This window comes from Methanospirillum stamsii, assembly GCF_003173335.1.
In the GTDB taxonomy this organism is placed as follows: Archaea; Halobacteriota; Methanomicrobia; order Methanomicrobiales; family Methanospirillaceae; genus Methanospirillum; species Methanospirillum stamsii.
The window spans coordinates 108,455-127,732 of sequence record NZ_QGMZ01000011.1; the positions used below are offsets into that span (position 1 = coordinate 108,455).

21 protein-coding genes are annotated in these 19,278 nt (G+C 39.0%); 7 read left to right on the forward strand and 14 right to left on the reverse strand.

Going from position 1 to position 19,278, the window contains the following annotated elements:
* Positions 1–60 precede the first annotated feature (60 nt).
* The 10 genes from hisB to DLD82_RS05775 form a co-directional block, all read right to left on the reverse strand.
* A complete protein-coding gene (hisB, locus tag DLD82_RS05725; RefSeq protein WP_109940142.1) occupies positions 61–642 on the reverse strand; it encodes an imidazoleglycerol-phosphate dehydratase HisB in 582 nt (193 codons plus the stop codon).
* Entirely contained in the window at positions 639–1,349 is a 711-nt protein-coding gene (hisA, locus tag DLD82_RS05730) for a 1-(5-phosphoribosyl)-5-[(5-phosphoribosylamino)methylideneamino]imidazole-4-carboxamide isomerase (protein WP_109940143.1), read from the reverse strand. The genes hisB and hisA overlap by 4 nt, the downstream gene beginning before the upstream one ends.
* Before the next feature lie 4 nt (positions 1,350–1,353).
* Positions 1,354–2,256 (reverse strand): ATP phosphoribosyltransferase, encoded by a 903-nt coding sequence (gene hisG / locus DLD82_RS05735; protein WP_109940144.1) that lies wholly within the window; start codon positions 2,254–2,256, stop codon positions 1,354–1,356.
* The gene (locus DLD82_RS05740; RefSeq protein ID WP_109940145.1) at positions 2,256–3,458 is read right to left on the reverse strand and encodes a methionine adenosyltransferase; all 1,203 of its coding nucleotides are present in this window, start codon (positions 3,456–3,458) and stop codon (positions 2,256–2,258) included. The genes hisG and DLD82_RS05740 overlap by 1 nt, the downstream gene beginning before the upstream one ends.
* 534 nt (positions 3,459–3,992) lie before the next feature.
* Positions 3,993–5,024, reverse strand: a complete 1,032-nt coding sequence (locus DLD82_RS05750) for a sensor histidine kinase (RefSeq protein WP_109940147.1) — start codon at positions 5,022–5,024, stop codon at positions 3,993–3,995.
* Positions 5,025–5,087: 63 nt separating this feature from the next.
* Positions 5,088–5,429 (reverse strand): hypothetical protein, encoded by a 342-nt coding sequence (locus tag DLD82_RS05755; RefSeq protein ID WP_109940199.1) that lies wholly within the window; start codon positions 5,427–5,429, stop codon positions 5,088–5,090.
* A gap of 46 nt (positions 5,430–5,475) precedes the next feature.
* Positions 5,476–5,979, reverse strand: a complete 504-nt coding sequence (locus DLD82_RS05760; RefSeq protein WP_109940148.1) for a ferredoxin-thioredoxin reductase catalytic domain-containing protein — start codon at positions 5,977–5,979, stop codon at positions 5,476–5,478.
* On the reverse strand, positions 5,976–6,260 hold the full coding sequence (locus tag DLD82_RS05765; protein ID WP_245920378.1) for a glutaredoxin family protein: 285 nt from the start codon (positions 6,258–6,260) through the stop codon (positions 5,976–5,978). The genes DLD82_RS05760 and DLD82_RS05765 overlap by 4 nt, the downstream gene beginning before the upstream one ends.
* Before the next feature lie 50 nt (positions 6,261–6,310).
* The gene (locus DLD82_RS05770; protein ID WP_109940149.1) at positions 6,311–7,399 is read right to left on the reverse strand and encodes a histone deacetylase family protein; all 1,089 of its coding nucleotides are present in this window, start codon (positions 7,397–7,399) and stop codon (positions 6,311–6,313) included.
* The gene (locus DLD82_RS05775) at positions 7,396–8,841 is read right to left on the reverse strand and encodes a hydantoinase/oxoprolinase family protein (RefSeq protein ID WP_109940150.1); all 1,446 of its coding nucleotides are present in this window, start codon (positions 8,839–8,841) and stop codon (positions 7,396–7,398) included. The genes DLD82_RS05770 and DLD82_RS05775 overlap by 4 nt, the downstream gene beginning before the upstream one ends.
* Before the next feature lie 83 nt (positions 8,842–8,924).
* Between DLD82_RS05775 and DLD82_RS05780 the strand changes: the two genes are divergently transcribed.
* The 6 genes from DLD82_RS05780 (at position 8,925) to hypE (ending at position 13,966) form a co-directional block, all read left to right on the forward strand.
* On the forward strand, positions 8,925–10,049 hold the full coding sequence (locus DLD82_RS05780) for a hypothetical protein (RefSeq protein WP_146199706.1): 1,125 nt from the start codon (positions 8,925–8,927) through the stop codon (positions 10,047–10,049).
* Positions 10,050–10,052: 3 nt separating this feature from the next.
* Positions 10,053–10,637: a ferredoxin domain-containing protein gene (locus tag DLD82_RS05785; RefSeq protein ID WP_109940152.1), complete on the forward strand. Its 585-nt coding sequence runs from the start codon at positions 10,053–10,055 to the stop codon at positions 10,635–10,637.
* A complete protein-coding gene (locus DLD82_RS05790) occupies positions 10,637–11,704 on the forward strand; it encodes a GHMP kinase (protein WP_109940153.1) in 1,068 nt (355 codons plus the stop codon). The genes DLD82_RS05785 and DLD82_RS05790 overlap by 1 nt, the downstream gene beginning before the upstream one ends.
* Before the next feature lie 44 nt (positions 11,705–11,748).
* The gene (locus DLD82_RS05795; protein WP_181391276.1) at positions 11,749–12,468 is read left to right on the forward strand and encodes a small multi-drug export protein; all 720 of its coding nucleotides are present in this window, start codon (positions 11,749–11,751) and stop codon (positions 12,466–12,468) included.
* A 166-nt stretch (positions 12,469–12,634) separates the two neighbouring features.
* On the forward strand, positions 12,635–12,970 hold the full coding sequence (locus DLD82_RS05800; RefSeq protein WP_109940155.1) for a hydrogenase maturation nickel metallochaperone HypA/HybF: 336 nt from the start codon (positions 12,635–12,637) through the stop codon (positions 12,968–12,970).
* The gene (hypE, locus tag DLD82_RS05805; protein ID WP_109940156.1) at positions 12,971–13,966 is read left to right on the forward strand and encodes a hydrogenase expression/formation protein HypE; all 996 of its coding nucleotides are present in this window, start codon (positions 12,971–12,973) and stop codon (positions 13,964–13,966) included. It abuts the gene before it with no gap.
* Here the strand turns inward: hypE and DLD82_RS05810 are convergent, their stop codons facing one another.
* Entirely contained in the window at positions 13,967–15,184 is a 1,218-nt protein-coding gene (locus tag DLD82_RS05810; RefSeq protein ID WP_109940157.1) for a hypothetical protein, read from the reverse strand.
* Between the two features lie 115 nt (positions 15,185–15,299).
* Here DLD82_RS05810 and DLD82_RS05815 point away from each other — a divergent pair, with 115 nt between their 5' ends.
* Positions 15,300–16,289: an archaeosine biosynthesis radical SAM protein RaSEA gene (locus DLD82_RS05815; RefSeq protein WP_109940158.1), complete on the forward strand. Its 990-nt coding sequence runs from the start codon at positions 15,300–15,302 to the stop codon at positions 16,287–16,289.
* A 6-nt stretch (positions 16,290–16,295) separates the two neighbouring features.
* Here DLD82_RS05815 and DLD82_RS05820 read toward each other — a convergent pair whose 3' ends face one another.
* The 3 genes from DLD82_RS05820 to DLD82_RS05830 are packed head-to-tail and all read right to left on the reverse strand — an operon-like array spanning position 16,296 to position 19,163.
* Positions 16,296–17,525: an ornithine cyclodeaminase, nickel-pincer nucleotide-dependent gene (locus DLD82_RS05820; protein WP_109940159.1), complete on the reverse strand. Its 1,230-nt coding sequence runs from the start codon at positions 17,523–17,525 to the stop codon at positions 16,296–16,298.
* 22 nt (positions 17,526–17,547) lie between these two features.
* Positions 17,548–18,174 carry an NTP transferase domain-containing protein gene (locus DLD82_RS05825; protein WP_109940160.1) on the reverse strand — a complete coding sequence of 209 codons (627 nt, stop codon included), beginning with the start codon at positions 18,172–18,174 and terminating at the stop codon, positions 17,548–17,550.
* The gene (locus DLD82_RS05830; RefSeq protein ID WP_109940161.1) at positions 18,162–19,163 is read right to left on the reverse strand and encodes a pyridoxal phosphate-dependent aminotransferase; all 1,002 of its coding nucleotides are present in this window, start codon (positions 19,161–19,163) and stop codon (positions 18,162–18,164) included. Before DLD82_RS05830 ends, DLD82_RS05825 begins: the two co-directional genes overlap by 13 nt.
* Between the last annotated feature and the right edge of the window lie 115 nt (positions 19,164–19,278).

Genomic DNA, 19,278 nt, shown 5'->3' on the forward strand with positions numbered 1-19,278 from the left:
TAAAACAGTTATTCTTTACCTCACAGATAGATTTTGTGTGGTTTTGATGTTTTCACTATTTTAGAGAATGCCTTTTGTGCTTGGTATTGAGGCATTATTATCTGTTATTATTATTGCATATCGAAGTGCCCTGCCAAAGGCCTTAAAAAGAGCTTCACATTTGTGGTGATCTGAATTACCACTAACCTGCATATGTGCTGTAATTTTTGCATTTTGAATAAAACTTTCAAAAAAGTGACGAACCAACCACGGTTCTAAAATCCCCTCAACAGGTCCACTGAAAGAACCATCAAACACAAGATATGATCTCCCTCCCACATCAACAATTACCTCAGCTTTTGCTTCATCCATAGGGACAGAAATGTTTGCAAATCGCTCTATGCCTTTACCATCACCAAGAGCCTGAAGAAAAGCCTGTCCAAGAACGATTCCAATATCTTCAACGGTATGATGAGGACCGACTAAAAGATCTCCTTTCGCTTTCAGGGTAAGATTAAATCTTCCGTGCCTTGAAAAGGAATCAATCATATGATCAAAAAAGGGAAGTCCGGTATCAATGACTGATTTTCCTTCCCCATCAAGGATAAAATTTACAAAGATATCTGTTTCTTTTGTCTTCCTTGCAATTTCTCCAATCCTCATACTGCAACCTCCAGTGCTTTCTGAAGAGATATTTTTCCGGAATATAGCGCAGACCCTAAAACAATTCCCGCTGCATCTGTATTTTTAATTGTAATGATATCTTCTTCAGTAGTTATTCCTCCTGCCACAATAACAGGAACACTGACTTTACTCAGAAGATCGCGAACAGGTTTTGGATCAATTCCTTTACACAAACCTTCAACGCTGACATTGGTGTACAAAAGAGAACCAGCTCCCTTTTTTATAAAAAGGTCAGACCATTCCAGAAAATTTCCTGCTGAATGTTCCCATCCATGGGTGACTAAATTTCCGGCTCGTGCATCAACACCAGCCATAATTCTTTCACTCCCATATTCATCCGCGAGTATTGTCAGACAATCAGGATTCTCCACTGCATATGTAGAGATAATAATCCTGTCTACCCCACAGTCAAGCCATGATTTTGCATCTTCAATGGACCGGATACCCCCACCTAATTGGGTATCAACACCAGTTTTAATAACTATTTCAGTAATTTTCTCAGCATTTAATTTGGAAGTTCCAAATGCTCCATCAAGATTAACGATATGAAGAGCTTCAGCTCCCTGATTAATCCAGGATTCTGCACAGGAGAGGGGATCTCCATAACTAGTGGCACTTTCACGTTTCCCCTGTACAAGTTGAACACATCGGCCACCAAGAATATCTACTGCTGGGAAGACAATCATAATTTCACCGAATAAGACGTTCAATATTCATAACAAGAATATCTTTTGCACCCGCTTGTTTCAACCGGTTAATGAGTTGATAGACTTTCTCCTCATCTACTACCGCATGAACTGCTACAATGTCCGATGATGAAGCGACTTCCATTATCGTCGGACCACCCATTCCTGGAATAATAGTCCTTATCGTATCTACTGAAGTTCGCTTCACATTCATCATCAGATAACATTTCCCTTTTGCATTAATTACACTCTCAAGGGCCAGGTGAATCTCATCAATTTTTTCTTTTTTACTCGTGCAGGAAAGAGGATTTGCAATAAGAAATGTACTGGTATCAAGAACCGTATCAATTACCTGCAAATGGTTTTGTCTTAGAGTCGTTCCTGAACTTGCAAGGTCTACAATAGCATCTGATATTCCAAGAGAAGGTGTCGCTTCACATGCCCCTCCGACCGGGATAATTTTTGGAATAACACCAATTTTTTTAAAATATTTTCTGGTTATTGCAGGAAATTCTGTGGATACTCTTTTTCCTTCCAAGTCTTTTGGAGTCTTTAATGCGGAATCATCCGGAACAGCAAGTACAACTGAAGCGTTACCAAATCCAAGATCGAGTAATTCAGTAACATGAGAACTTCTCTCAATTACCATATCATGGCCGGTAATACCAAGATCAGCTACTCCTGAAGCTACATATTCAGGTATATCAATTGGTCTTGCATAAAGAATTTCAACATGTGGATCACGGGTACGTGCAATAAGAGTCCGTTCTCCGTTATCGAAAATTCCAAGCCCTGATTGTTCTATTAATTCTCTGATAGGGATGGAAATTCTTCCTTTATTAGGAATAGCAATACGGATTGAAAAAATTTGGTTCCGATCCTGAATCGGATTCGTGCTATATGTCATTAAAATGTCTTCAATTCGCCTTTGATTACCCGCTCAGTTACTGAGGAGATATTCTCAAGACCTGAATCAAATATCTCATAAACATCTTTTTCAATGTCTTTAAGGGTAAAGGAGGGTTTCGGAATTATCTGAGCGCTTGCAATGAGAGGCTCATCAATAGGCATTCCAATCTGGGACAATAACCTGACCTGAATCTCTGCAATCCCGTCAACCTTCTCAACACATTTATGTGCAAGTTCATTTGAGAGAAGATTGTAAATTTTTCCGATGTGGTTTATTGGATTCTTCCCACTGGTAGCTTCCATGCTCATCGGGCGGTTAGGAGTAATAAGACCATTTGCCCTGTTCCCGCGACCAACAGAACCATCATCACCCATCTCAGCAGATGTTCCGGTGACTGTTAAAAACAGGCTGCATTCAACATCACAATCTGCAGTGTTAACATTGATAACAACCTGTTTGTCAGTACAGGTCTTTGCAATTTTGAGAGCTTCTTCAGCAAGTTTTTCACGATAGTCAATGTAATCTGACAAAGATGATACATACCGGTCAACCATTGCACAACATATGGTGAGATTGATAGAATTTCCCTGACGAAGTCCCATGATTTTAATATCCTGACCATAAACCGGATATTTTGGTCGGAGGGTATTATCAATATAGGATGAAATTTCCCTAATGCACCGTTCAATATCTGAGAACGGTGCATAAGACACACCAAAAGAGGTATCGTTTGCCCGGGGAATCTTTCCGGTTTCAGGTTTAAAAACATCGCGAAGATCAGTTGATCCAGTGCCAAGTCTGCAATCCATTATCAATTCTTTTTCAATGTCAAGTTCAGGCAGGATGGTTTTCAAATAATCTTTAGCAGCTTTCAGTGCTACTGTTTCAGCAGATATCTTTTCACCGTTAAAATCTTTTGTTGCCCGACCGTCAAGAAGGATAAAAATTGGTTTAATAATTTTTCCTCCTCCAAATTGAGGCAAAGACTCACCAGCGACAATCTCACCCTGATCAGTGTTATGATGAAGAACACCACCAAACTGATCGATATAGGTATTACATAACGCACGACTGACTGATTCTGCAATACCATCAGCAATGCTATCAGGATGGCCAAGGCACTTACGTTCCACCAATTCTATCTGTTGATCGTGAACCGGAATCTGGTTCAACATCTCAATTGCAATATTTCTACTCATTAAAGACCTCTGTAGAACTTAATCATGAATATATACCAAGCACTGGTACAGAATACTGTACTGATTCGGTGAGAATTAAATAAGAGATTACCGGAATATCTGATGATAAGCATATTTGGTAACTCTATCAGCATAAAGGAAAATTATGATAAATACGGAAAAAAACAAGATGAATTATGTTATTCTTTGCAGGAGTACCTTTTGGTTCCCCCGGAATATATTTTTAATACTATTCATTATCTGACTCACAGCGCGAGATTACTCTGCCTCATCACACCATCTATAAATCTTCATTTTTTTGATTACTCGAATTTATCGAAAAAACCTCATGAAATATCCCAATTATCATCAAAAATTTTTTTTACTGAAAAAATATTCATGGGACTGGTTCTTCAGGGTTTCTGGAATATGAGAATAGAAAAATCAGAAACACGCTAATATCCGGTACGTATCTTTCTCGAAAATACCTCACTTTTCAGGGAACATTTCTTAATTAAACCATTCAATATAAAAACCTTATGACAAAATAATTCATTAATCCAACGCACGAATGTTAAGAATAGAAGAAGGAATGGATAATTCAAACCTTGCTCCCTGACCCGGAAGTCCTTTTTCACAGATGGTAATACCAAAAACCGACAACAGTTTTTCCGCGAGAAAAAGACCGTAACCGCTCCCTGAACCAAACCCTAAGTCAAAAATCCGATTCTTCTGTTGTTCCGGGATACCACAACCATTATCCTCAATTACAAGAATTCCCCCGGATTCTAAAGCACTGAATGATACTGTGACAATAGTTGCTCCTTTGGCATGTTCAGGAATATTCATAAAAATTTTTCCCAAAGCGAGATAAAAATTTTTATCAACAAATAGTGCAGCATTATTACAATTTATTGAGAGATTTATAGGATTTAGGACAATTTCATTTAAAGATTCATGGATTGCATCATCTATTGGCACCCATGAAAATTCATACAGACCGATTTTTTGATATTCACGAGTAAATATTAATCTGTCCCTGATTTTTTCAGCAGCGTTCTGCTCTTTTTTTGTAAATTCAATTAACATCGGATCTGAAATTAAATCTCCGGATAATTCCAGGTAACCAAGAATTGCAGTAAGCTGATTCAGAATATCGTGCCTTACTTTAGAATTCAAAGTATTCCAGGTTTCTGAACCTTTTGATAAAAGTGCCCATTCAACTGGAAGAACACTCATCCACAGATAACTTGTAGCTTTTAAAAGTGCCCCGGTTTCAGAGTATGATAAGGAACAATGCTCTTCTATCCATCTAAATGAGGAAGATGTCTTCAATCGGTATCTAAGTTGCACACTATCCTTATACTGAAGAATCGCTGCACCCAGTTTCCTGCTCACGAGGTTTTGATCATCCGGAAAAACATCAGAGAGGTAATCAGTTTCATGACCTGAATAATTTATGAGGATCCCATGAAGTATGTGATTCCGTGAAATATTCCTTATCTTCCAGATATCGTCTGGATTTCTCTCAAAAACTACAACCGGAGCAGAATCAGAGAGTTCACCTGTAGATGTTTCAAAGGTCATCTTCTAACCGGTATTTCTTTATTTGAAAATATTATACATTAATGCAAGATAATTTTCGATTCATTAGGCAGCCATTTCACGTAAAATTGCCTCACGAATTGGTTCCAGGGAGATCCTCCCTACCGGAATAATCGCACCCTGAACAAGAACCATGGGAATAGCCGGATGATCACGTTCATAAATATCTTTGATATAATCAGGAATATAGTCGTCCAGAAATGTAAGCTTCATACTGATGCTGTCACCAAATTCCTTTTTTAATTCATCTTTCAGAGCATCAAATGCTCTCTCAAGGCTTGCTGAAGGGGCACAGGAAGTAAGACCGCATGTCCGGTTTTCATCACATGGAAAGGGGGAGCATTCTGAATTTTTATAACCAACAATTTCAAGTGTTACCAAAGTCACGAAACTTAATTTCTCCAGATAAGAATAAGATGATATTGGTTTTCGATCAGATGAAGATCTCAAATCTATCCTTGTCTGCTTTACATATCGGACATTTTTCCGGAGGACTGGTTCTGGCGCAGAGATAACCACATACCTTACATCGGAAAACAGGATATGGCAACTGACCTGGAATTGTGGCGTTTACTGGTTGCAGGTTTCTATCATGTAAAGAAGGTCTTCGTTCCGGTACAACCGGGGCAGGTGAATTTTTATTTATGAGTGATTCAGAAAGATAAAGCCCGCAAAAACATGCACCATATTCAGATAAATCATCATCACGATAATCGCATGGACAAATAATATCCAGATCCTTCTCTTTCTCACCAAAAGACAGCCTGCAGGGACATGACTCATATCCATATCGCTCAGCATTCAGTATGAGCCCTTCAACAAGACCACGAGTAAAATCCATATCCGGGTTTAAAAAATATCCCGATTGTTTTGCCTCACTATCCAGAATTTTTAATCGGCGTTCAACTTTCTCCGGAGAAACGACGGTAGATATCATCCCAATGCTTCCTTTATCTCATCAAGCCTGCTTCCTACGATGACTTTACTATTATTAATTACCAATGTCGGAAAAGAACCTCGCGGATTGAATTTTTCGATATCCATGAGAACTGAATTCATATCCTCTTTGTTTAACTTGTCAACATACAGGTAATCATACGCAACATGCAATTCATCAAGTAAATTTCGTGTCTGCTTACAATGAATACAGGTTGAAAGGGCATAGAGCATTATCTTACCCTTATCAATTCCATCCACATGATCCGGATTTATGGTCATAATATGTCTCTCATACGTTATTCGGTATAAATAGTACAGTTATTTTTCTTTTAATATGAACGATGAATAAAGTACCAATGATTAGATAATTTCTTTTTTAAATTAGAAACCATTTTTAAAACTTTAGGAAAAGCTTCCTCTGATACTGACTTTTGTAATAATTCCTGATAAATAGCAGGCTCACGAATACCGGAGATATCAAGTCCGGCCATTGCTGCAATTAGACCTAGATTAGTATAGGGAAGACCCCCCTCTACACTATAACCACCTTCTAGTACTGCGATCAGTCTTCCATAACAAATTGAATCAGCAACAATACACATCTCCTGCATAAGTCGGGCATATCCTTGCGCGGTTAATGCAAGACCTGTGAGCGGATCAGAAAAATGATTGTCCTGACCCGCTGAAACTGCAATGACATCAGGCATATACTCTTCAGCCAGGGGAATAATTATCTCTTCAAGAAGATATCGGTAAACTTTATCTGAACTTCCGGCAGGAATCGGAAGGTTAATATTGTATCCTTTTCCGTCACCAACACCAATATCGTCAATCCTTCCTGAACCCGGGTAAAAGGGGTACTGATGAACTGAACAAAAAAGAACAGTCGGATCATCATAGAATATTTCCTCAGTACCATTCCCATGATGAGCATCCCAATCAAGGATCATGATCCTTCTCATGCCGCGTCTTTGCAGATGCCGAACCATAATGGCAACATTATTTAGATAACAAAAGCCTGCCCCACTGGCTTTTCCCGCATGATGACCGGGGGGTCTTGCGAGAACAAATGCATTTTTGACTTCCTGATTTAATACTGCATCAGCTGCTTGTATTGCTCCTCCTGCAGCGAGTAATGCATCATGAATGAGATCTTTCGGAATAATCGTATCAGCATCAATTATTCCACCATGAACAGAAGTTTCTTCTAAAAATCGCAGATATTCTGCGGAATGAACTAACAGAACATCATCCCTTTTTGCAGGTACCGGAGAAATGAGTTTAATCTCAGGAAGATCAAAAATTCCTTCTTCTTCTAATTGATCCAAAGTATATGACAGACGCTCTCTTCGTTCCGGATGAGTGTGACTTTGTTCATGCATAAGATAGGCATTATCATAAACAATACCGCAGATCATAATGCCTCCACAGTAATTCCGGGAGTTATTCCTAAAATTATATCAGTAATTTTTGCAGTCACTTTCCATCCACGAATTACATCATACGAGGAAAAATGAAAGACTGTAACATCTTTAACATCCTCTTCCGGTGCCCCTTCTGAAATAGCCAGATTCTGCACCAATTCTTTTGCATATGCCAATAAATCCTCATTATCCATGATATGAACATAGGGACTTTCTTTTCCATTCACCGTCATGCGTTTTTTTTCAGTATCCACGTGAATATGAACTTCAAGACATAACCGTGATACTGCAGCACCAACTGCATTTGCCGAACCAGCATGCTCTGGAACAATTCCGAGGACCTGTGCGCGTTCGGATATATCCGAGAGAAGATAATGAGCTAGATATCCGGTTCCAATAATCGCAGAAGGCCGGTATTCCCTTACTGCTGATGAAACCATTTCCAGATAATATTGAACAATTTCATGGGCAAGGTCAGGATCTATCACATGAGATCTACTCTCGTCTCCAATCCGTGCTCCACATACATTCAGTGCATCAGTCAGCGTGGGCTCACCTCCCCCAAATGAGCGTGAATTACCGACCCTGAATGAACACAGGTTCTCTCTTATACAGGAATCACCACCATACGGTATACTCCGTGCCTCAACTGCGTTAATCAGGGTTTTAGAATTTTCAACAATTACAGTATTAAAAAGAGGTTTTCCGTTTACAAGAGGCACTAACTCGGTAGTAGTCCCACCAATATCAATAACAAGACAGTTTTTATTCCGGGTCAGATAATATGCCCCGTTCGCAACAGTTGCCGGACTTGAATGATAAAGTAATGAAGGATTCTGGATGGCACGCTCCGGAGAAGTAAGACCTCCGGTTGAAGTTACAAAGAAAAAATCCTTTCTTGTTTGCTTTATTTCTTTAATTAATCCAGCAACTTTATTTTTTATTCTCGCATTCAGAATTGTTGTCTTTATTCGGGCAGGAAAATTTAACGCTCCAATCGGCGCACTTACAGCAATCTTATCTGGAGAGATATAATCAGAAACAATAGAAAATACCTGTTGTTCAAGAGAATCATTTCTTACTGAAAATTTTCCGGAGATTGCAACTGCTTGAGCATGTGAACTTTTCATAAGGGTTTTAATTTCTTCAGGATTAACAGGTTCAACCACATCACCTCTATGTGATACAGCACCCTGAATTGCACCAGGATACACGAGACCCGGACCCGGTATGGTAATACTCTTTATCATTGCAGGGGGACCCGTGAGTATTTCATTGAGCGGCTGAGAAGAACTAACGGCAAGGCGCCCATTTGATGAAATATTCTTTAGAGCAGCACTTACACCTTTAGAATTAGGAACTTTATATGTCTGAATAAGAGAATCGATGATAGCAATATCAGTATTTGTCCCCCCAATATCAATTCCGGTAAACATCTGTTATCACGGTTTTTTAGATTCCCAAAATATATCAGATGATGCATATACTTCTGGGAGAAAAACACAATAGGATCATCGCAATGAGCAGCAACTGTCAGGAAGGGGAAAAATTGCTCAAAAAAGGAGTTGCTGCAGTATTTTTTACTCCTAAGACCCGGTTTATTACCAAATTTTATATTACAAACTTCCGACTTATCATAAAAAATCAAAAACAACAATATATTAAACTCTCTTATGAACACATCCATGAAATTTACGTAGAGAATGAACGCTACCTCTGCATACGATGTAATACTCCTATGCGATTTTTTAATGGGAAAGAAGAATACGTCCGCATTTTTATGCATGGCCTAAAGAGAAAAGAAGGTGGAGGTCTGACTCTGCTTGATGATTCCAAATGGCCGAAATACTGGAAAAAATTCATCAATATTCAGATAAATCAATATCAATCAGAAATTGCCCGAAAAAAACATCAAATGCAGGAGGAAGAAGAAGACCTCTTTCTTATTGAAGGTGTGGTCCGATCAAAAGAAGGGCTTGATCAATTTGAAATAGTCAAAACACGTGAAAGACTGAATCTCTGGTTCGATGATTTCTATTATGAAAACTGCATGTTATATGCAACAAATAACCGGCTTATTATAAAAATTAAATCAGGAGATTTTGTAATAGTTCCTTATTCGGTTATTTATACATTCCAGACAGATAAAGACTATAAAATTACTATTAATTTCTCTTTTCCCCAGGTTGTTGAGGGGTTCGATAACGAAATCTCAAAAATGTCCATCAAAAGAATTCCTAAAGATGGGGAAGATTATCCGGCAAAAATTCAGGAGAGGTGGATAGAGGAATGGAATGAATTCTTCAAAAAAGTAACATCTCAGTTTCAAGAGCACAAAGGAGCAGTCAGCAGAGATGAGATGCTCGAAATGCTGATTGAAATGAAACACAGCCCCACAAAATATACGCTTTCCACCTATGCCAAACAGGGATGGGATAGAGCATGCGGCCTTGCACTTGAACGTTTTGGATACGATAGTGCAGATTTGTTCATTTATATGAATTTTGTCCTGAAAGAATACGAAGAGATGAAAACACGTTCGATGGCTGAACCAGACCCGGCAAGACAGGAAGCATACAGGGGCTCTGAGATGGCATATAGTTCAATTCTTGCGTATATTAATCACCATACAAAAGCCCGCTGATCAATGGAGATATATACTCGCCCGGATATTTTGGTTATGGATCCTGAACAGGATGGCCTGATGATGATAGCATCACTCATGGCAGTTTCTGCACGGACGGCACCTAAAGGTAAAGGTGTTGACACAATCGTAACGAGAATAATATCAGGAGATGACTTAAACCGCCTTGCTGATGAAATGATTACTTTAGGAGAAAAAACCGGACTTCCTCCTTTTCCTCGTGATGCAAAAAATGTCCGTAATAGCGGTTTATGCGTTCTCATTGGATGTCGGGGAACAGAAGATCTTGGCCTGAACTGTGGAGGCTGTGGTTTTCAGACATGTAAAGAAATGCGGGACAAATGTAAACAAAATCCAGTGAAATCTCTTTTTTATGGCCCTAATTGTGTTATCCGGATGGCAGATTTGGGAATTGCAGTTGGATCAGCTGCAAAAACGGCACAAATACACAATGCTGATAATAGAATTCTATTCACTGCAGGTGTTGCTGCGCTTTCACTACAAATGTTAAGTGATTGTACCTGTGCGTATGGCATCCCGTTATCAATAACCGGGAAAAATATCTTTTTTGACAGGAAGATAAACTGATGACAATTTTAAAAATCCGGGGGGGAGATCTTGATCTGGTTGAATATGACTTTACCTCTTTTCATCCAGGTGAAAACATCAATACCTGCGGATATGAAAAAAAATATTTTTTAAATCCCTCTGCAGAGCCAATCAAAACACGAGTTCCGGGTAGAATTCATCTCACTGTACTTGATATGAACCGTTTTGCACCAGGACATGCAGGTGGAGGAGGTATTGGTTTTGCGATTGAAGTTTATGCAGAGGTTGAACTTTCCTGCATTTCAGGGGAACATATTATCCATTATTCAAGACCGGCTATTATCAGACATTTCCTGGAAGTATTTTGTAAAACCGTCGGATATTCAGAGGGTTTTGAAGTAAAAGCAACAGATCATGATTATAAACATGTTGGTCTTGGATCTACCTGTACTATCCTTACTGCTCTTGCAAATGCAGCAAACCGTGCTATTGGGAATCCACTAACTCAGGATCAACTCCGGATACTAATCGGAAACAATTATGTTGAAGAGACTGAAGGTGGACTGATAGCATATGGATTTGAAACCGGTGTCGGGCCTGCAGTAAGCACACGAGGAGGTATGGCAATTCTGGGAGATAACCTGACTGTTGTTCATCAACATTCATTCGCTCAGGGAAAAAATGTCCACATTGTCATCCCTCCTTCCTCGATTTCATCAGCAGGAGAAGAAGAATTTTCACTTCTCATGAACAAAGCACGCTCTCTTGATTACCGTGACAGAGAGCTTAAGGCATATATTATTCTGATGGATTTTATCCCCGCATTAAATAATAATGACATAAAAAAAATGGGAGATGTTATGTGGGAGATTGAATTTCGGGGATCTAAAAGAGCAGAAATTGAACACCATTCATTTGAACTTTATCAATATATGCACCAGCTACGAAAAGCAGGTCTTGAATTTGTCGGGATGAGTTCTGTCGGGCCTTCAATTGCAGTGATTACAGATCTCTCAAAAGAAGCATTATCAAAAATATTAGACCCGTTGGATCTGAAAATCGCGGTTAGTACCCATGTTGATAATGCTGGTGTGATATATCTTTGAATGCCCCCGAATAATTTTATATAAATTTAATCTGGTGTCCTGTTTTGAGAGATATTAAACCACTTGGCTGCTATATTTCCGGAGGACTTATATGGTTTTCTCCGGTTATAAGCAGGATTCTTCGAATCCTTATTCCTTTTTTACTTGCAGGGTGCCTGACCGGAGCAATATTTTATTTTTATGAATATTCTTCTGCACTTGAACTGGGTGGTCTGCTTTTATTATATTTCATTCCTCCAGCAGGAAAAGAGAGTATTATTCCTACAGCAATTGCTTTGGGATTTCCATTTCAGATAGTATGTACATCAATTGTACTGATAGACATCGCTTGTTGTCTTTTTATGATATGGAATTTTGAGTTGATCTGCAGAATTACTTATCTTGGCTCAATAATTCAGCATCTCATCAGGAAAGGTGAACAATACCTCTCAGAACACCAGTGGGTTGAACGTCTCTACTTCGTCGGACTCATTTTATTCGTTTTTTTTCCACTTCAAGGAACCGGATCGGTTTCAGGATCGATAATCGGAAAAATGCTGGGTATGAAACCCTTGGAAATTCTTGGATCGATCACAATCGGTTCAATTATGTCCAGTTTTTTAATTGGTTATTCAGTATATGCGCTAAATGAATATCTTGACATTAATATCTGGTATATTGTGGGAGCGATTGTACTTCTGCTTGTGGTAATCCCCGTGATTTCATATTTTATTATCAGGAGAGATAAAAAACCCGATAATAAAAAGAATATTAAAAACAAATAAGAGTATTTATCCTAAATCACTTGTTAAAATAAGGTTTTTTCAAATATTAAAAATCAATCAGATTTTTAATAATATTAAAAAAATCCATTCAGACAATATCAAACCATTTAATTTGTTGTGAGTGTACCTTGGATCCTGCATTACTGCTCAAAGGAGTCCTTTTCTAATGCATGAATATAGTATAGCATATGACATTGTTGTTACATCCCGGAAAGCAGCACTTGAAAACAATGCACAGTACATCAGCAGTATATATGTGGATTTTGGTGAGTTAGCAATCATAAACCCAGAACAAGTAGAATTTTTATTTAATACAATCGTTGAAGATGAACCTTTGTTTAAAAATACTAAACTTGTTTGTACTATTGTTCCTCCATTAACCCGTTGTTCCTGTGGATATGAAGGAAATGAAATATTTGTCTGCCCAAAATGTGGTCAGTTACCGGTATTAGAAAAAGGAAGAGAAGTAGTTGTTACGAAAATCGAAGTTGAGGCTGAGTAAATGAAAATATCATTAATGCATGGTGCTGGAGGAGAAGTGATGGGAGAAGTCATAGACCTTTTCTTAAAAATTTCTAATACCAATGCCGGAGGTATAGGCCTTGAATCCCTGGATGATGGTGCAGTTATCCCTATAGGAAATAAACAATTAGTATTTACCACAGATTCACATGTTGTCCGGCCATTGTTTTTTCCTGGCGGGGATATTGGGAGAATATCTGTTTGTGGTACCATCAATGATGTTGCTATGATGGGCGGTAAACCCATTGCCTTATCCTGTGGACTTATCCTTGAAGAAGGATTTGAATTTGATGATCTATCCAGAATTATTGATTCTATGGATAAAGCATTAAGTGAAGAAAATGTTTCCCTTGTCACAGGAGATACAAAAGTTCTTGAAAAGGGTGCTCTGGATAAAATTGCCATTAATACGGCAGGAATTGGGGTAGCAGACACCATCATTCGTGATAATGGACTAATGCCAGGCGATAATATTATTGTTTCCGGAACGCTTGGAGATCACGGATTTGCAGTACTTGCCAGCAGAGAAGAATTTGATTTCGCGGATCAGATTATATCCGATGTGGCACCTCTCTCCGGTATGGTGCAATCCGTTTTAAAAATTGGAAAAATCAATGCAATGAAAGATCCTACCAGAGGAGGATTTGCAAGTGCCATAAATGAAATGGCAAAAAAATCCGGGGTGATGGTCAGGATCCATGAAGAAGAGGTTCCGATCAGATCATCTGTCCGAGCAGCATCTCAGTTACTGGGTATCGATCCTTTGGAAGTTGCAAATGAAGGGAAAGTTGTAATGGGTGTCCCTGCAGAAGACACTGAAGCCGTTTTAAAGGCACTTCGGTCACACCGATATGGTCGTGATGCTGCAATAATCGGAACGGTTACGAAAGGAAAGGGAGTCATTATGGAAACCACTGCAGGAGGAGAACGCTTTATTGAGACTCCTATCGGTGATCCCGTTCCTCGTGTCTGTTAATTATTTTCTTTTTTTACTGATTATTAGAGAAAGACCAATACTCATCAGAACCAGCCAGAATGGAAGAGGAGTTTCCTTACCTGCCCCATCATCAGAATTTCCATATCGTGGAGGAACACCAAACGCCTTAGCTGCTTTATCAGATAATTCAATAGAACTACCGGAATCTGTGCTTATTGTGACTTTTTCAGATGATTTGTAACTGTACGGATAGACTTTAAGATATATTTCTGATACTGAATCCGAAATTGTAATGGTTTCAGGAACTTTTCCCATTTCGTCGTTTACTTTAACAACAGCCCCATCTTCTGTCGTTTTATATTCTAATACATAATCTTCATTATCAGAACTCTGTATAGAAATCGGAGTTGAATTCGTTAAAATAAGGAAATATGCAGGAGAATCTCGGGAAACTTCAGTGCTTGCGGAAATACCGGTAATTTTTCCGGATTTTTCCTTTGATATTTCTTTTTTTTCATTACCTTCATCAGTGTTGATTTTTGTTGGTTCGGTAGTAATTTCAGCGGTTTTTTCCGGGGTTTGAACTTGCTCAGTATCAAGTTGACGATAGTTATCTTTCTCTTCTGAAACTATTGTATACGTTCCGATAAAACCATCATAATCAGAAAAAGAAATTGAATATGAACCTGGTTCTTCTATGGGCAATTCATAGTCAACTGCCCCATGGGATACCGGAATCGACTCCGGACCAAAAAGAGTCACTTCATCCTTCTTAACTTCCATTTGAATGGCATTTTCTTTATAGCCGGAAATTTTTGCTTCGATATCCAGTTCTTTCTCAAATTCCTGCCAGGTAGGAGAAGTAAATGTAATCAGGTCAGATCTGTCTACCAGTTTTATTACCCTGAGTGAACGTGAACCTGCCGAAAAATCGCGTTTGGATTCAGAAAGACCCTCAACCTTATAATTGCCCTTTTCAAGTCCTGTTGTTTGAAATGTAACATTAAAAGAATTATCACCTTTTTCAGTTATCTCTATTGATTGCCTCTCAATTTCTACCGGAACATTAATAGATTTCGAAAAAACGATGTCAACTCTATCAGGTGGAGGGGTGTTCGTAGATCCAGAGACATTAATAGGTTCACCTACCTTTACCTGTGCTGGCGCATCGATGGTAAGATAATATGCGCTTACCGGACTGGAAAATATAACAAATAGAACCAGTATTATTAATGTTAGAACAAATCGGTAATTCATGAGTAATAACCTCTGAAAAGGATGGTGAATATTGTGGAACTCAACAACCTAATTAATTGTTGGTATGTGCAATGAATATCCATCTACTAATGAGAAGATTCCAGGAACAACCATCATGAAACCTATTAAAAAACCCGAAGACCCACTGGCAATTTGGAATGGCCAGGATCGTATCGCAGATAATATTCTTACCAGTGTGACAGCAATTATCCGTTCGGGAGGCTGTTCCTGGAACAGGTGTAAAATGTGTCAATACAGACACGAACGCTTTGTAGGAATAGAAACTGGAGAATTAATCAGACTCATGTCAGCCCAGTTAAATAAACTTGAAGAAGAAATCAACAAGGTAAAACCTCAGGTAATAAAATTATACACATCGGGTAGTTTTCTTGATCCTGCAGAAGTTCCATCAGAAATACAGGACAAAGTCATCAATCTGGTAAAAGGAAAAACCCTGATTGTTGAATCGCGATGTGATTACATTAATAAAGACAAACTGAAAATGATGGTTGAAACCCTTAAAGAAGAGAATGATTCAGCAGATCTTTTTATTGCAATAGGTCTTGAAACCACATCAGACATTATCAGAGAGAAATGTATTGACAAGGGGCTTTTATATAGCGATTTCCAGAAAATGACTGAAGTTATCCATGCCTGTGGAGCAAAGGTAAAAACATATCTTTTGCATAAACCGCCATACCTTACCGAATCAGAAGCTCATTCAGACATGATGAAATCAATAAAAGAAATTATTCCAATAAGTGACCTTATATCAATGAACCCCTGCACAGTCCAGAGAAATACTCATGTCGAATCCATGTGGAAACAACAGGCATACAGACCCCCATATCTTTGGAGTGTAGCTTCAATCCTGGCAGGTTCTAATGCACATGTTACCTGTGACCCGATTGGAGGAGGGCAAACCAGAGGCCCGCACAACTGCGGCAGATGTGACTCAGTAATTCTGGATGCAATTAGAGATTATAATTTGAGTGCTGACCGGGATCTGATGCAATCAGTTATGGAGATGGACTGTTCCTGTAAAAAAGAATGGGAATATATAATGAGTGAAGAAAAATCCTGGACTATGCCCCTAACCAGGTAAGTTTTTTTATTTTTTTTGCAGGTCGTGGAGTTGTTCAAGTAACATGGGAAAGAAAGCTCCGGCATCACTCACTACACCAATTGCCTGGGAAGTGCCTCTATCCATTAATTTAGTTAAAGTTGACGGATTAATATCAACACAGACTGTCATCACATAAGACGGCAGACAGTTCCCAACTGCTATTGAATGTAACATCGTCGCAATCATCAGGACCATTCCAATCTCCGGAACATATCGGCGCATTTCATCCTGTGCAATCATGCTGTCAGTGATAACATCAGGAAGAGGTCCGTCATCCCTGATTGATCCTGCAAGAACATAAGGAACATTACGTTTGACACATTCATACATGATACCGGAATTCAGAACACCAATCTCTACAGCTCTTTTAATGGAACCAGCTCTCATTATTTCACTGATAGCATACAGATGATTTTTATGACCGGCCGAAACTAGTTCCCCGGTTCTGATATCCATTCCAAGAGAGGTCCCATATAAATTAAATTCTACATCATGGGTTGCCAGAGCGTTGCCTGCGAATAGAATATCAATATAGCCTTCATGAAACATGGATGCAGCTGCGGCATCAGCTCCGGTGTGTATAATTGCCGGACCTCCAACCAGTGCAACTTTCAGACCTTTTTTATGAGTATCAAGTATCTCACGGGCAATCTTGCGAATCGTTGTTACGGTTGGTCGTTCAGATGAAACAGAACCTCCCATGAATTCAAATTCTTCATGGGACCGGGAACGTTCGGGAGGATGAATTTTGACACCATGTTCACCAATCACCACGAGGGATCCTTTATCCAATTTAGACATTGGGGTAGCCCTGGCACTTTGTTTATCTGGTGAAACTACGATTAGACAATCCATTTCGATCTGTTCTACCGGTATCCATTCGTTGTTAATCCTTATCTCAGTCGGATAATTTGTGGTCGAATAGAATCCTTTAGGAACAATACGATTTCCTTCAGCAGGAACGAGTTTCACATCATCTGAATCAACTAATCTCGCCCCATGCCTGTGAAGTGTGCTGATAATTGAATCCAGGTTATCTGCACCAGTTCCGGTGATGCGAATACGTGCATAACTGGTATCTGTTTTTCTTTTACCTACAGAAAATTCAAGAATCTCGAAATCTCCACCCATATCAAGGATGGAATCAAGGACATGTTCCATGATCCCTGAGTCTATAATGTGCCCATCAAGCTCTATTTCCCGGGAATCATTCATAACAGAAACGTTAGTCTTAGGGCTATAAGATGATTGGTTGTTGATTGAGTCTTTTACAACCTGATGAGAATATTTTTTCCGCTAAAACTAATTCTTCACGGGTATTAATATTTAAAGAAAGAAAGGGGTCCTCAATCAGGATTTTTAGTTCATCCTGCACTTCTTCAATGAGGTCTGCTCTGAGTATATTCAGACCCACAGGTTTTCCAGGGATATCATGATTCGTATCTTTTATCCGGAATATCGTTTCTGTTGGTAAATCAACAGCATATGGTGTCCAAACAGAACATGCAGGATAACCAGATTCCTTGTAAAGGTCAAGAACCGAATTGATTTGTTCGGGAGTAATTCCGGGCAAATCTGCACAAATTGTAAGAAAGGGCCCAGTAATTGAGAGATCTAAAACTGCCTGCCAGATATCTTCCACATACCCAGCACCATCGGTTAATATCAGGGGAATTCCTTGGATTCTGCAATAGTTCGAAGTATAAGGAGTCTGTGATGTGACTATCACAAATGGTTCTAATCCGGCTGAAGTCACTGATTCAATAACATAAGATAGTAATGGGCGGTTTAAAAATCTGACAAGAGCCTTTTCTCCCATCCCAAGACGGGATGCTTTTCCTCCGGCTAATATCAATGCATACATGAATGAAACGACTCTAATGCCCTGATTAAACGGTCATTTTCTTCAGGAGTCCGGACGGCTATTCGAATACTTGTCGGAAGTTCAAATGAAGTACAGTCACGAACCAGAATACCATGCTTCAAAAAGAGATCAGTAATGATACGCGCATCTGTTTTTGTATCAATTAACAGATAATTTGCACTACCCGGGAAACAAACCCAACCATGATTTTGGACAACAGAAATTAACCGGTTTTTCTCTACAAGAATGCGTTGTCTTGAATACTCCAGTTCATGATAATGACTGAATGCTGATAAAACGACAGATTCAGCAAGAGCATTAATGGTCCAGGGGGGGCGCATTACTTCCATGGATGCAATCAAGGCAGGATCTCCTATCCCATACCCAAATCTTATACCAGGAATTGCAAAACTTTTCGTTAGAGAACGAAGAACAAAAATTCCGGGAGAATGCTCTCCGATAATACTCTGTTTTGGATCGGAAAGATCAATAAAGGCTTCATCAATACATACAATTCTACCTTCTTTTCTGAGATCATTTATCTTCTGGAAAAGATCATCGCGACTTAATAATACCCCGGATGGATTATCCGGATTGCAGATAAAAATCACATCTGCCTCATCTTCTTCAGATGGTTCAGCACCAGCAAGACGGGCTGATACTTCATATTCTGCAAAAGTATGAGGAGGCACATAGTATTTTTTCCCGCATCCAAGGACGGTGTGACAAAGGGTGCGGATAACTTCAACTGAACCATTTCCGAGCGTAACATTTTCCGGTGAACATTGATGATGTCGGGCGATGATCTGTTTTAACACTAAATATTCATCATCCGGGTACCGGTATAATGCGTCTACCGGAACAGAGAGGTCAATTTTCGGGGGAAATGGATTAATACTAGCGCTGAAATCAATTATTTCACTCCTGTTTTTTGCAATATATCTGGCTCTTCCTCCATGAACAGCACGGAGTTCAGAATAATAATTCATCAATAATCTCTTTCCTATTCATATTCGTCAGATTGTTTACAGATATCTATTTGGTTTGATTAAATATCGAAAACTTTATTTATCTAAGAGGTGTATTCTGTGTATCTCGTTGTGT